The organism is Sphingobacterium faecale (assembly GCF_016746095.1).
GTDB lineage: Bacteria > Bacteroidota > Bacteroidia > Sphingobacteriales > Sphingobacteriaceae > Sphingobacterium > Sphingobacterium faecale.
Genome location: NZ_JAERTY010000009.1, coordinates 109668 through 125126 on the forward strand (window position 1 = coordinate 109668; position 15459 = coordinate 125126).

Sequence of the window (15459 nt, forward strand, 5' to 3'; positions counted from 1 at the left end):
TTCCTCCTATTTATAACCCTATCATTACCCCAAAAGAATACGTTTTCCCCATAGGGTATACCCGTTGGTCTCCCCGCTGTGTTGCATCCTTTGGAGCCGAATAACTTACACCTGCTCCTGCCTGCTCGGGATCAATGTATTTCGTCAATTTGCCAAAACTCCAGGTAAACATGTTTTCACCACTGAAAAATACACGTAGTCGCTCAATTTTAGCTTTCTGCGTCCATTCCTGTGGAAGTGTATAGCCTACTGTCATATTTTTGACACGCAAGAAGCCTAGATTAGTCAGATAATAATCATTGACTTCATACAACGACCGTCGACCTTGTAACGAAGAGTAGCCTCTATAGATTTGAGGATAGGTGTTCTCCGGTTTATCTGGTGTCCATGCATTATCGATCAGATCTTTACGGATAAAGGATAAGTAAGGCCTTTGATAAGTACCCCAGAACAGCTCACCGGTAGGATACCAATCCTGACGTCCTACACCAGACAGTGCTGTTGAAAAATCAAAGCTTTTCCATTTGGCATTCAGATTAAGCCCAAAGAGATATTGAGGCATAGCATTACCTATACGGCGCAGATCCCCATGATTGTCTAATGTATTGTCTCCTTTATCAATTTTCCTGTCATCGTTCAGATCAAGGTATTTGATATCTCCAGCTCGTAGGTGACTCCATTCGCTATTCTGCATCACGTTTAGTATATCGTCATATACCTGCCCCAGATTGACTGCCGCCTGCGCTCCGCCTGGTATATCAAAATGACTTTGATAAGCCGCAGCCTCCTCGTCGGACTGGAACTGCCCTGCTACTCGATATCCCCAGATTTCACCTAAGCGCTGTCCTTCATAATAACTGCTCAACAGGCCTTTTGTATTGTTGTACTTAGTGATTGTACCTTTAAAATTGGATACATTCGCCGTTACGTTAAAGTGCAGAGGTGCTCCCGCCACGTCAAATTTATCACGGTAAGATACAGCGACCTCCCATCCATCATTCCGCAGTGCTGCATAGTTTTCACGAGGTTCCTTAGCACCGAATACACCCGGCAGAGGCTCTCCAGGAAGGTACATCCCCTCTACATTCTTACGGTACCAATCTGCATTGACAAACAATTTATTATTGAGTACCCCGATATCCGCTCCTAGGTTCAAACTTTTGGTACGCTCCCATGTCACCACACTCGGCAGTGGTCCTGGCATCTGTGCAACGGTTAGTCTATCCCCCCCATTCAACCATCCACCACGTTCCACTTTCATCAGTTCTTTAAATGTATTCACGTCTACCGTCTGATTTCCAAGTTTACCATACGACCCCCTCAGCTTAAAAGAAGACACATAAGGTTTTATATCTTGCCAAAAGTTTTCGCGGTCCATCTGCCATCCTAGAGATACCGATGGGAAAAAGCCCCAGCGACTATCTTTAGGGAACCGCGATGATCCATCATAGCGCGCATTGATTTCCATCAGATACTTACCTTCATAATCGTAGTTAAAACGGCCAAAGAAACCACGGACGGCCCAATTTTTCGCACTTCCTGTCATCGCATTCATCACGGTAGACAGCGACAGGTTGGATAGATCCTCTAAAAGCAGATCATCCCCCTTCGCACTGATAAAATCCCGGTCAAATTCTTCTTGGTTAAAACCTAACAATAACCGGAGATTGTGTTGATTCGCTATAGTTTTATTATAGGTTCCAAAAAAATTGAGCGCATTATACTTGTCCTTTGAACGTTGCTCCTCCAGACGATTCAACCCCACCGTGAGTGGAGTCAGCCTATTTCCAGCCAGATAGGTAAAAGGATTCAGGCGCAACGCCAGGTTCTTGTTCTCTATCCTATTACTGTAATCAAAGTTGAATTCCAACCCTTTCAGTGGCCGCGCTACGATACGGAACGTATTGGTAAACTCTTCGGTGTCGATATTTCTCCAGCTCTTGCCCGATACCAGTCCGGCATTACCGCCCTGTCCGCCAGAGCCTGTGCCTATATCCGTAGGGATACCATCGACAAAATTCGGATAAAAAGGCATCAGGTTATACCAAGTCGTGGTACTCCACAGTCCACCAAACCCGTTTGAAAAACCACCGTAGTCTTTATCATTCTCATTGATAAACTGCACGTTATTGGAGACTTCCAACCAATCATAAGGCGTAAACACCAAGTTGGCCTTCATATTTTGGCGTGCTATTCCAGCGTCTTTATTGATATTATTGATGCTCTGCCTATCGTATACCCGGCCAGAGAGATAACCTTTCAGTTTATCGGTACCACCTGATATCGATACGTTATGAAAGTTAGAGGCTTGGTACTTACGAAATAGATAATCCCACCAATCCGTCTGGTAGAAAAACTTGTTAGTTCCGTCAGGCTGCAACTCGTAAAACGGCGCTATTTCTCCTTTCGACACCATCTTGATCGCTTCCCAATCCATCTCATTATACCGGCTATAGCTACTTCCATTATAACCCGAAATAGCTGCATCCACCGTCTTCGCATAAACGTAAGGATCCGTTATAAAATCCGTACGTGCCGCAGGCGTTGTCCAAGCAAAATTATTAGAATAGTTGATTTCAGTTTTACCTGCTTTACCACTCTTAGTTGTGATCAAGATCACCCCAAAAGCTCCCCTCGCTCCATAAATAGCCGACGAAGCAGCATCTTTCAGCACCGTCACCGATTCAATATCATTGGGGTTGACCCGTGTGATATCTCCCTCAATACCGTCGATCAGTACCAATGGGCTTCCACCATTGATGGAATTGAAGCCCCTCACATTGATATCTGGAGTTGCCCCAGGGTCTCCATTATTAATCTGGATATTCAGACCGGGCATCAATCCTTGCAATGTCGAAGCTATATTAGCATCCGGACGCAATGCAATATCTTCTGCATTGACCTGAGCGACCGCCCCCGTCAGATTGGCTTTCTTTTGAACACCATACCCAACGATGACTACCTCATCCAGATCACTAGTTACCTCTACCATACGCACCTCGACTACTTTTCCTACGCTGTAATGGACAACTTGGTCCTCAAAGCCTAGTGCTGTAATTAGGAGTTGCCCTTCGTCCTGTATAACAGGTACCGTAAAAGAACCATCGGCCAGTGACGCTGCGGCAATATTACTCTGCTGTAGACGTACCGAAGCCCCTGCTAGTGGAGCACCATTGCCATCGATCACCTTTCCTTTTATCTGTTTCTGCTGTACATTCAATTCTGAATTAGCAACCTCCATCTCCGATGCTTTTTTTATTAACACCGTCTTGTTCTGCACCACGTAGAACAATCCCCTTGGCGTCAGACAAGCATCTAAAACCTTCCTAAGGTCCATATCCTTGACATGCAGATCAATCTTCTCCACTTCTCTCAGTTGGCTGCTATTGTAGAAAAAATCAAGATTGGTCTGCTCTTGGATCTGTGTCAGTACATCAGCGAGCTCTGCTCGCTTTACCGACAGACTTACTTTTTGTGCATAGGTATTTCCATTTGCCTGCATGAAAAGACCCAGCAACAAAAATGAATATAACTTCATCATGAGTAAACATGTTAGCAATCGACGGTGAGCTCCTCCGATTGCGGTAATATTTTTATACATTTGATAGGTATTTGGTAAAATATTATTAATTCAAAACTGATGCTATTTCCAGGTACTATCGAAGAGAGGGTGTTGGCGCATCCCCTCTTCTCCTGTTCTGATAACCGTCCTTATTTCATCACGACTACCCTCCCTTCTTGAATATCAAAACGTAAATCAGATACTTGTTCTATATTTGCCAAGACCTCGCTCAGCTTTTTGGATCGCTTGAAACTCCCTGTAAATAAATCCGTAGACCCTGCTTTAAACTCAACTCCCGCAATAGGATACCACTTCGCCAAGTCGGTCATAATATTTTTTATAGACTCTTCCTTAAATCGGAAGTAACCTTCCTTCCAAGCCAGCACCTGGCCCATATCTACTCTTTCATTCAATTCAATGACCGCCGAGTGGCTCACCATAGCCTGTTGTCCTGGCTTGATACGCACCTGCCTTTGTGCAGCATCCACTTGTACCGACCCCGACACCAAGGTTGTTGCCACACCCTTATCCGCTTTATAGGCCGACATATTAAACTGCGTCCCCAATACCGTTACCGCCGCATTCTTGGCATGCACGACAAAAGGTAAAGCCTTATCGTGGGCTACCTCAAAGAAAGCTTCACCCGAGAGTGTCACCTCGCGTTGTTTCTTACCAAATAAACTAGAGATTTCTACCTGTGAATCTGAATTCAGATTGACGACAGATGCGTCTGGCAACATAAGACGTAGCGTCACTCCTTTCGGGGCTACAAAGCGGTGTTTCTCATTGGCCTGAAAAAAATCGCTATTCTGGCTCTGCTGCATAATGATCGTACCATCGCCCCTGCGCAACAGCGCCAAGCCTTTGTAATGGAGCGTATCCTGCCCAACATCCGCCAGAGACAGTCGCTTTCCATCCGCTAGTGTTATCAGCGCATCGTCCTTCGGTAGTTCGATATCTGTAGATAGCTGCAGCACTGTAGACTCTGCCAATCCCTTCTCTTCTCCATCATTCCATAACTGATAACCTACTATTCCAACCAACCCCACCAATAAAATAACGGCAGCTACTTGCCTTAGCTGCTTCCATCTGCGGTATAACGGTATACGTACAACAGGCTCTAAATCTTCCGTTCGACTAATAATACACTCAAATAGTATATCCTGTTGAAAAGCACTATTACCATTCAATTCAAGTGATCGATCCACCAAATCAGAAAACTCGGTTTCTTCCATTCCCTCCATCATCACATCCAATTCCCGCTCCTCTGCTTCGGTCAGCGTACCATTCAAGTATTTATCAAAAAGTAATTGTAATCTATTTTTATCCAATTTTCTTAACCTTAATCATACCTAGTACACCTAACTCGTGGGGTACGACTAGTCGGTAAGTAAAAAAAATTATTGATCCTGGATACTAGTGCAAAAATAGAAGAGATAAAAGCACCAAATAATTATAGTCTGCTTGGGGCAGCGTCTTTCTGAGACTTTTGAGTGCTTGTGTGATATGATTTTTCACTGTATTGGGCGATATGCCCATTTCCGTAGCGATCTGTTGGTGGCTGTATCCCTCCAAACGGCTCAACCGCAATGCTTTTTTCTGCTGCTCTGGCAGGCTTTCTATCGAATATTCCAACTGGCTCTCCAGCTCCCGCACATACAGCCGCTGTTCCACATCGTTGACCAATACATCAGCAACCTGTGCCAGATATTTTTTTGTTACACGGGCATGCCTCAATTGATTAAAACATAAACGCTTGGCCATCACATAAATCCACGGCCATATATCCCGATCTTCACGGATTTCCTCCCGATTGGCCCATAGTTTCACAAAACAGTCTTGTACCAACTCTTCCGCTGCTGCTGTATCTTTGAGCAACTTAAAGCCCAGGTCATACAACCATGGCGCATAAGCATCATACAACGAACGGAAGGCGAGCCGATCACCTTGCTTTATCCGTAGCAATATACCTTGTGCATCTGTAGTCATGAGTTCTGGCGATTGTCGCTGCCAATTTAGATTTTGGATAAAGGTATAGACATTTATCTAAAAATCCAATCTGCCCAAAGATACAGCACCAATGTTAAGAGAATATTATATCTCCCTTCATTTTGTTACAAAATGAAATTTAATCAAAACATAACGTCAAGTAAACTTCGCTAAAACACGCAAAAAATCAATAAAAAAATATCAGAAAGCTTAAATTTTAAATAAAGTATATTCCGTTTTGTTATTTTACGCTTTGTTTTTACTATCTATGCAATATATATATAACATATATGTTACATAATTATCTAAATTATTTTAATCTAATTTATTTACCTATGAGAGGATTTTTACTCTTTTTTGTGATGGTATGCTCATTTATAGGAGCTTATGCGCAGACCAGTTTGACTTTGACCGGAATTGTCAAGGACAACATCAATCGTCCAGTTCCCAATGCTTCGATCCTAATCAAAGGAACGAATATCGGTGCAGAGACTGATGCCGGAGGAAATTTCGATATTAAGTCAAACTCATCAAATGTTATTCTCATTATCAGTGCTGTCGGATATGAAACTCAAGAGGTTCCTGTCAAAGAGAACAAGAAACTGAATATTATCCTAGCCGAGAGTAATGTAGGTATTGATGAAGTAATCGTCATGGGATACAACAGCGTAGACAAGCAACACGTTGCCTCCTCTGTAGCACAGCTTAATATGGAACAGGCCAAAACCCGTCCATTTTTAAAAATGCAGCAAGCTTTCAGCGGAACCATACCTGGTGTCACCATGCTTCAAGGAACCTCATTACCGGGCAGTACTTTTGGAGGCATTAACATCCGGGGAATAAGCACCTTACAAAATGCTGATCCTTTGGTTATCGTCGATGGAATGGAGCAATCCATAGAAGACCTTGATCCTAATCAAATCAAAAGCCTGACAGTGTTGAAGGATGCTGCTTCTGCCGCAATGTATGGTTCCAGAGGCGCCAATGGTGTAATTATCATCGAGACAGAACGAGGTACTACGGGCCAATTCAAAGTCAACATCAATGCCTGGTCCGGTTTCAATAAACCTGTGGATTTACCCGAATTTGTTAATGCAGCCGACTATATGCGCCTCAACAACGAAGGAAGAACCTACCAAGGGCAAAACACTTTATACAGCGACGAAGACATACAGAAAGCGGTATCTGGAGCGATCAAAACAGTCGATTGGGTGAAGGAAGTCATGCCAAAAACATCTATGGTACATAATCAAAGCGCTAATATTTCTGGCGGCGGCGGTGTAGGTACATTCAACCTAATGCTCGGTCACCTTCAGGAGACTGGACTTAATGCGGTTGAAGGTAGCCAAAAATACTCGGCACGGTTCAATACCAATATCAATATCGCCAACAAGTTCTCTCTTTTAGCGGATTTCTATGTAAAAAAATACCAGTATGACCGTTTATTAGACAATGACGATGGGCATGGTTTATATAAAATTGCCTGGCGTATGAATCCCACCCAGCAAGTGTATTACGACACCGATCTTCCGGAACACTACATTCTGCACAACGATTTGAACCCGGTTGCGCGGATTAATCGTGGGGGTATAAAAAACTATATGAGTGACCAGAGCACCATCAACCTCCGTCCGAGGTATAATATCAACAGTAAGCTGAATGTTGAAGGTAATATTTCCTATATGATCAGCAAATCAGCAAACAAGAGAGCACGCAAAACATTCAAATATCTGGATATTACAGGCAAACCCATATCTATAGCGACTAACCTTGTGGAAGCTTCACAAGGGGTCAGTGAGAGTCAATTGACAGCACGGGCTTTGGTCAATTATACCGATGATTTACGCGACGGACAGGACAAGATCTATTTTACTGCGGGTACCGAAGTTATGAATTATACCTACACAGACTATCGTGAGGTTTCAAAAGCCTCTTTCTTTGGTAAGCTTAATTATTCCTTTGATAATCGTTATATCTTAGAAGCTACTGCCCGGGCGGATGGAAGCAGCAAATTTGCTCCCAAACACAAATGGGGATTTTTCCCTTCTGCCGCTATAGCGTGGAATGCGCACAACGAATCTTTTTTAGCTGATCTCAAAAACAGCGGGGCTCTATCCAATCTAAAAATCCGGGCATCCTATGGCCTTATCGGTAATGAGAATGTCGATCCATACCTATGGGAAGAAATCGTCAATCAGTATGGTTGGACTATGCGGGTACCCAACTACGAATTCTCCTGGGAAAAGCAAAAACAATGGAATATCGGGCTTGATCTCAGCACGCTAAAAGATCGTCTATCCTTCACTGCCGAGGTCTATGACAAGTTCTCTTATGATCTGATCTACGATCTATTCCCTGTGCCTCCACTTACCGGTTCACACACCTTAACTACAGCTGTCAATATCGGAGAAGTCAGGAATAAAGGGTATGAGTTATCTGCCAAATGGAGTGATAAAATCGGTAATGTCAATTACAGTATCGGCGGATCATTCTTTGACAACAAAAATGAGGTACTTAAAGCAGGGCACAACCCCACCGATACCTTAATCTTCAGCGATACCAATGATAAAATATGGTATAAAGGCATTACGCTCGACAACTATTACGGATTCGAAAGCAATGGTTTCTTCCGTGACGCCGATGACGTCAACAACACTTCAGCCAAAATGGCCAATACACTTCCCGGTGACATCAAATATGTTGATCAAAACGGAGATGGCATCATAAACGATGCAGACCGGGTCAATCTTGGGGATCCCTTTCCACACCTTAATTATTCTATCAGCTTAGACCTGAGCTACAAAAACTGGGATTTTTCGGTACTTGGGCAAGGTGTAGGCCGTCGTTTGGGGTGGATTCGGGGCCAAGAAGGTTTTCCGGTATTAGTAGACAACGCGACCAATGCCTTAGGTGCACCTATGCAATACTATGCAGACAACCGCTGGACACCAGACACTCCCAACAGCCGTTTTCCACGTGTCTGGACAGGTACCAGTACCAACACCTACCTCAGCGACGTCTGGCTGAGTGATGCTTCGTACTTCCGTATTAAAATGATTCAACTGGGGTATACTGTCAAAAACATCGGCAAGAGTTTTAAAAACACCAGATTCTATATCAATATTCAAGATGCTATTACATTCACCAAATGGGAAGGACTTGAGCCAGAACGTGTAGGAATCACAACCGGACCTGAGAAATATGACGGTAACGGAAGCTATCCGCGTATGGCGACCTATACCTTTGGAATCAAGACTTCTATATTTTAATCTTTGAACTGTAAGAAAATGAAAACATCAAAACTTATATATATACTAATGGCATCAGCTGGTCTAAGCTTGACTAGCTGTGATAAATTTCTAGATAAAACCGATCCTACAGCAACTAATTTCGAAGAATTTTTTAGCACCGAAGCTGATATTCTACGGGTGGTCTATAGTAGTTATTTAGATGTATTTAGCAATACGGCCAACAACGCTACAGTTCGTTCCAATTTCTTCTATATGGAAGAAGGCAAATCCGACAATGCCTATAGCCGTTCTGCGGGGGACAATCATCAATCCATCGCCAATGGCAACCTTAATTCCAATACCAGTACCGTAAGTTATTACTACAACCTTCACATGAAACACCTTGGACGGTTGAATACCTTTATTGCTAACATTGACAAGCCTTTTGTGGAAGACGAATCGATACGTGTCAAATACAAGGGGATACTGGAGGCACTACGTTGCTGGCACTATTTCAAATTGACCAGTCGTTACGCCAATGTTCCTTTCTTTTTAGAGCCAGCAGACCTATCTACTGCTTTGCAACCTGCTAAATCGAAAGCAGAAATTTTAGGCACCCTCTTTCCTATGGCTGAAGAAATTGCGAACAGTCTGCCCGAAGACACGTATACCACAAATGCTTACATGTTCAACAGGTATTCCTTCAAAGCTCTTATTATGCGATATGCCTTATACAATGGTGACTACGAGCGTGCTGCCCGCTTGGCCAAAGAGATTATGGACAGCAAGAAGTATGAGCTCTTCAGTAATTATGGCAATTTATTCAATTATTCCGGAGACAAAATCAACAAAGAATATATTCTCCGGTTCAATAAGGAAAGTCATCCGTCCGCTGCCACCTTCTCTTTCACAAACCTAGCTCCCCAGTCAAAAACAGGCTCCGGACAGGCCTACCTGGTTCCCGTCAAATCCCTGGTTGATTCATACTGGACCCTACAAGGTAGACCCATTGATCAGTGTCCACTACATACCAAGCAAGAATACGAGTTGAATCCGAAACTAAACAGGGATCCCAGATTTGCAGCAAGTATTATTTCCAATGGCGACACATTCAATGGAGAAGTTATCAACATCTATGACCCCAACAGTACCTACTCTTACGAAAAAATCCGCGCTGGAAAATCGGGCTACTGGTTTAAAAAATTCGTAGACCCTGCAGATTACTCCCGTGCATCCGGAGAGATGGAGTTTGGTGTCATACGTTATGGAGAAGTTCTTTTGACCTATGCTGAGGCTAAAATAATGCAAAATGATGTAGACGAATTAGCGAAAAAATGTATCAATGACATCCGCCGCAGAGGAGGTCTGGATATGACCGTGGCCGACGTAACACTAAGTGGCAAATCGCAACAGCAGTGGATAGATCTCATTCGCAACGAACGCCGTATCGAACTCGCTGGAGAAGGCGTACGTTATGATGATATTATCCGCTGGAAAATTGCTGAGGACGTACTTAATAAGCCTGTATATGGACATACTAGATTAGTAAACGGACAATTGGAGTCTTTAAAAATCGAAGACCGCACGTTCAAATCATTCAACTACTTATGGCCGTTTCATGAGAGCAGCTTAAAAGTAGAGCCTGGGTTAAAGCAAAATCCCGGTTACTAGATTCTCGACATTAGGGTTATATCAGATCACAATGATACAACCTTTCTATTTCATTATAACACAATAAAAAAGCATCAGTATAAAGCTGATGCTTTTTGGTCCTGAGATAGCCACGACCTGTTCTCATTATTTAAATCTAAGTTTCTTACTGTTTTTTTCCATCGAAGCTGTATACGATATCATCTGCTTTCGTATCTTTCGTTACGATTTTAAGATTCTTTTCAGCAACAGTGTATATCAATATACCATTGGGGTCAGCATTTGCCTGTACCGATATATTTCCATTCGCCGACACCTGTAATGTCTTTGCAGTAATATTGGAATAAGGCTGACCAGCCTTTGCTTCTACTTTCAGGTGTTTACCATCAACTTTCGACACTATAATCTCCGCATCATAATACTTCGTTCCCGATGCATTCAACATATCTATTGTACCTACATAGGTACCTACAGCAGCGTCAATACTCCCACCTTCAGGAGCTTTGTCTTCGTCCTTACTACAACTTGCCAATAGAACAGCGGCGCATACAAAAAATAATGCAGCTAATAAGCTGTTGCGTTTCATCAATCTTTTCATCGTTTATTCATTTTTTATGTGGGTATCTAAACAATTATTAGACCATATTTAGTCAGTCCATAAACATTCTTGATAGACTCCAGATAAAAAACAAATTACAAGACTAAAAATCAGCATTTTAAACCAGACGAAACAAATTTTTAGTTTTACCGCCTTACTGCTATAATGCATCGTATTGTTTTTTGACCATCTCATAGTACTTGCTTTGTCGGGCATCATTTTTCAACAGCTGAAAGGCGTTTTCAAACTTATCAAACTCCCTATAGTTATAAAGTTGATAAAAGAGAAAAAAGGTAGAAACCTTACTCTCCACATGCGTAGCTATCAATTGTTTTAACTCTTCATCCAACAGGTCATCCTTCATCAGGTGGTTCTTCATCTCTTCCAGTTCCAAAAAAGCACTGTTCCCTTTTTGCAGGTCATTTTTATCGATATGGTGATAATACACCTTTTTCAGACTATCTACTAACAAGGCTTTCCTATCAAAGAATTCATTAAACAGTTTCCAATACTGATCTGCGAGATCACATTCACTACAGTCGACGTTCTTAAATTGCAATATAGATGCCCCTTGCCGCTCCAGTTGATCGAGCTCGACCTCCCCAGCCACGTCGATACGGTAGCTGCTTCCCTGTTCTTGATTTACATATAAAGGTTTCGTCAGCTGAAACATATCCACGCCCTCGTCTCTATCAAATTGCTTACTCTTAAAAACCTGATGAGAGACCAACGTCCTGGGCCATGAAAACACAGCGATATACATATCATCTTCGAGTGCTGGAATTATAATCGGTTTTGATAGATCGACATCTTTTTTAACAAATATCTCCTGCCCTGTAATTATATGATTGATCCTGAACGAACAGGAGTCCACCGGCAATCCCGTCAACTGAATGACAACTTCCCTGCTTTTTTTCGTGTCTACACTTTTAAAACCACAGGCATGACAAAAAACCAGGATAAATAGTAGCTGAAGTACGCGCATAAAACTTTTTAAAATAGACCTGACGACGGATCATCAGGCCCTTCACACAACACATTTTTAAATTAAATAAATCATCTCAAATTATCGTACGTTGCCTTCACAATAACTTTTCCTTTTTTGTCATAAGCCTCAAATTCCATTTTCACCTTATTCCCCGTACGGGTTTGGTTTTTGAGGATCAGGTAATGGGTTTTTAAGTACTTACCAAGTGCCACGACAGACTGATTAGTGCCCGTATTATAGGGTATAGGATACATCGATATTGCATTATGACCATTAGTGACAGTCATATTGGTCGTCGGCGTAATTCCGGTTGCAGTGATGCCCGTTACAATGAAATAATTCATTGGCGTAAATCCACCTGTACCAATATTATATCCTATCGAGAAGGGGTCACGGATGCGATACACCGTCGGATCAGCCCAACTCCAAAAACGCCATGGCGTAGTGAGTGTAGTGTTATCATTAAGATATTCTAATTTCATTTCTCCCACCACACTATTGACATTGTTTGTAAATTCTGTCGATGTCCAATCGAATGTAATCGGCTTTTCAGCCCATTTCCAGTCCTCGGGTCGTTTAAACATTTTAAAAATCACTCCTCCTTCAGGCTTATATACCGCCCCACTCCGATATCCCCTTATCGCTATGGTATCTGCCGATACACTGACTACATTATAGATATGGTCAGTTATATCCGACGCTTGTACCCCCACGCGGTACAGGGTAGACATAATGGATCCCGTGGTAAATATAAGCTGTGGGGCTCCTGTTCCATTCGCTATCCGAAAGTAGGAGTCCGTGGATGCTGTAACACCATATACAGTCGTCACATCGACCTTATTCTTGACCGTATCAAACTTTAAGACGATAGGTGTATATACATCCGCACTAAGCGAGGTTTTCACCATCATTACCCAGCCATTCGGTGATGATGCCAGTTTAGACTTCAAATCCTGCGCTACTTTATCCATCCGCTCGGGATTTTCCTCAAAATAGGCGTTAGTGATGTTGTCCTTCTCACAGCTATATAATACCGTAGCCATAAGACTTAAAACTAAAAATTTTATAATCTTTTCCATATTACTTATGCTAACTGTATTAATAATTCACTTTATAAACCACCGAGTCCAATTGTACCTGTAGCTCGTGCAGGTCCACCCCCATATCCACATACCGTTGGTGTATCATTTTATACTTATCCTCTAGGTCTGCACTGCCGCTTTTTCTAATCTCCTCAGTATGCTCCGCTTTAGTAAGTCTCAGCATATACTCCACCGTTGTTGCAAAATCCTCCTCAGGTGCGTAGCCACCATAGCCTGTCCAAAAGCCATCCTTACGCGCATTTGTATTGTTAACTGATGCATAGCCTGGTATCCCATAATACCTCCCTTGAGACACCCGATCAAAATCATCCCCTCTTCCATACTTATGATCGATCTGATGGGCATGTTCGTGGTATAAGGTCACAATATGATTCCACAGCCAGCTTTTACTGGTCGAGAAGTTATTGACGCCCCCCATTCCAAGTCGGTAATATTGAGCATTCATCCCCGCACCCGCTGCTGTTGCTGTCGTCGTTGGGTCATTAAAATGCACAAACCCTCCCGCCAGAATAAATTCTATAGGTGTTTCCTTATTAAAGAACTTCGGATGTTTTTCTTTGATAAGATTTAACCATAATTTGTCCAGCATCACCTTGGTATAGGGCAATGCCTTATCATACTGCGGAGGCATAAAAAATGTAGTTCCCGCAATTATTCTAGGCGTATACTCATAGATAATCTCTACACCGTATGCCTTTTGTATAGAATCACATAAGTAATCCAACTCATTCCATTGTGATTTCGGTTTGACCTGTTTTTTCGAAAAATAATCGACCGTTTCATCGATATCCCCTAATGGATAATTATCCTTTTTACATCCTGTAACCAGGAATAGCGCCGTTATTAAATAAATAATATTTTTCATCTTCGTATTATCTAGGGTTTAATTGATCTTCCAATAGTGGATTACCTACACGCGCCTGTACCGGTATTTGTATGGCTGTCCTCTTATCATTAGGCTTCAGTATTACGGCGGTCTTACCGTCCGTTCGTATCGTACGATGCTCCACCTCGATACCCAATCGTTTGATATCATACCAGCGGTGCCCCTGCCCCAATAACTCCAGCTTTCTTTCCTTAATTACCGTTGTTAGCGCATCGTCTACACTCGTTGGCGTAGGCAACGGACTATAGTTGGTTGCTGAAAACCGCTGTTTACGGATTGCTTCGATATCCGCCATAGACTTTGCGATATCCGGGCTTGGTTTGCGCAGATTGGCCTCTGCGCGATTCAGCAACACCTCTTCCATCGTAAAGCAGTCGTACCTCACCTGCAGTGCATTCGGGTTATTAGGTTGGTTACCATATTTGACGACCAGTGCCACACTATCGATTACCGTTCCGCCTGCGCTAAAATGATCTTTTCGGTAATCCGTAGACGGTGTACTGTAGAAAATATCATGCGCAATATAAAAACCACCCAAGCGATAGCCAAATGGCCGACAAAGGAAAGTCGAGGTCACCTGATTGACGAGCAATAAATTCGGGTGAATACTCGGATTCATAATTTCCTGCGCCCAGTATTGCTCTGTGGTACTCGTCTTACGGTATACGTCATCTGCCATCTTACGTACCACCACCCCTCTATCGGCGACTACGAGATCGGCATACTTCGCCGCCTCTTCCCATTTTCCTTTATACAGATTGATTCGGGACATAAAAGCATGCACACTTGCCAGGCTAAAGCGATATGGACTACGGGACAAGAACGAGAATCCCTTTTTCATCAAGGCAAGTCCCTGTTCCACGTCTTTATCGATTTGGTCATACACCGCTTTTACAGATGCCCTGTCGTACAATCCTCTATTTTCTTTGGGCACTTCTATAATCAAGGGCACCCCCAGGTTGGTCTCATTCGTAGCTTCGTTATAATGCATCCCGAATAGATTGACCAACGAAAAATAACCGTATGCCCGTAGCACCAATGCTTCACCCAGTAAGGCATCTTTATGCAGTTCATTACCATTTACACCTGCTACCGATTCTATAATCAGATTTGCTTCATATATTTTCTTGTAATAATGGGAATAAGCGTGTGTCGGAGTCGCCGTAGTGATCGCGTCCGAGTACTCATCTTCCCATTTAAATAACGGAATATAAGTCGCCCCGTTACTCGCCTGCATAGTGGTAGCATAATGGTGCAGGTTGTCGGTCATGATCTCTGTAAATAAATCTGCACGCATCGGATACGCGTTATTGACAAGGAGATCAATATCATCTATATCATTTAGTTCTACACGATTATCATAAGGGGCATCCAGGAATTTTTCGCAGGAGCTGAATCCTATCAATAGTGTAGTAAACAGTATAATTTTATTAAAATTTTTCATGTACATTCC

Annotated in this window: 10 protein-coding genes; 2 read left to right on the forward strand and 8 right to left on the reverse strand. The window is 42.7% G+C overall.

Annotated features, from left to right (window positions below; translation table 11 throughout):
• Nucleotides 1-10: 10 nt before the first annotated feature.
• The 3 genes from JKG61_RS16265 to JKG61_RS16275 all read right to left on the reverse strand — a co-directional run bounded on the left by JKG61_RS16265 (nt 11) and on the right by JKG61_RS16275 (nt 5551).
• Nucleotides 11-3541: a TonB-dependent receptor gene (locus JKG61_RS16265; RefSeq protein ID WP_237249513.1), complete on the reverse strand. Its 3531-nt coding sequence runs from the start codon at nt 3539-3541 to the stop codon at nt 11-13.
• A 170-nt stretch (nt 3542-3711) separates the two neighbouring features.
• The gene (locus tag JKG61_RS16270; protein ID WP_202104011.1) at nt 3712-4893 is read right to left on the reverse strand and encodes a FecR family protein; all 1182 of its coding nucleotides are present in this window, start codon (nt 4891-4893) and stop codon (nt 3712-3714) included.
• Between the two features lie 85 nt (nt 4894-4978).
• Entirely contained in the window at nt 4979-5551 is a 573-nt protein-coding gene (locus JKG61_RS16275; RefSeq protein WP_202104012.1) for an RNA polymerase sigma-70 factor, read from the reverse strand.
• A 335-nt stretch (nt 5552-5886) separates the two neighbouring features.
• On the opposite strand from JKG61_RS16275, the gene JKG61_RS16280 reads away from it, so the two are divergent.
• Together JKG61_RS16280 and JKG61_RS16285 are read left to right on the forward strand one after the other, a co-directional pair.
• Nucleotides 5887-8820: a SusC/RagA family TonB-linked outer membrane protein gene (locus JKG61_RS16280; RefSeq protein ID WP_237249514.1), complete on the forward strand. Its 2934-nt coding sequence runs from the start codon at nt 5887-5889 to the stop codon at nt 8818-8820.
• An 18-nt stretch (nt 8821-8838) separates the two neighbouring features.
• Entirely contained in the window at nt 8839-10452 is a 1614-nt protein-coding gene (locus tag JKG61_RS16285) for a RagB/SusD family nutrient uptake outer membrane protein (protein ID WP_237249515.1), read from the forward strand.
• 145 nt (nt 10453-10597) lie between these two features.
• Here JKG61_RS16285 and JKG61_RS16290 read toward each other — a convergent pair whose 3' ends face one another.
• The 5 genes from JKG61_RS16290 to JKG61_RS16310 all read right to left on the reverse strand — a co-directional run bounded on the left by JKG61_RS16290 (nt 10598) and on the right by JKG61_RS16310 (nt 15450).
• On the reverse strand, nt 10598-11029 hold the full coding sequence (locus JKG61_RS16290; protein ID WP_202104014.1) for a hypothetical protein: 432 nt from the start codon (nt 11027-11029) through the stop codon (nt 10598-10600).
• Between the two features lie 160 nt (nt 11030-11189).
• A complete protein-coding gene (locus tag JKG61_RS16295; RefSeq protein ID WP_202104015.1) occupies nt 11190-12014 on the reverse strand; it encodes a hypothetical protein in 825 nt (274 codons plus the stop codon).
• Between the two features lie 71 nt (nt 12015-12085).
• Nucleotides 12086-13096 carry a DUF4302 domain-containing protein gene (locus JKG61_RS16300; protein ID WP_202104016.1) on the reverse strand — a complete coding sequence of 337 codons (1011 nt, stop codon included), beginning with the start codon at nt 13094-13096 and terminating at the stop codon, nt 12086-12088.
• Between the two features lie 19 nt (nt 13097-13115).
• Nucleotides 13116-13985 carry a substrate import-associated zinc metallohydrolase lipoprotein gene (locus tag JKG61_RS16305; protein WP_202104017.1) on the reverse strand — a complete coding sequence of 290 codons (870 nt, stop codon included), beginning with the start codon at nt 13983-13985 and terminating at the stop codon, nt 13116-13118.
• Nucleotides 13986-13992: 7 nt separating this feature from the next.
• The gene (locus JKG61_RS16310) at nt 13993-15450 is read right to left on the reverse strand and encodes a RagB/SusD family nutrient uptake outer membrane protein (RefSeq protein WP_202104018.1); all 1458 of its coding nucleotides are present in this window, start codon (nt 15448-15450) and stop codon (nt 13993-13995) included.
• Nucleotides 15451-15459: the final 9 nt, after the last annotated feature.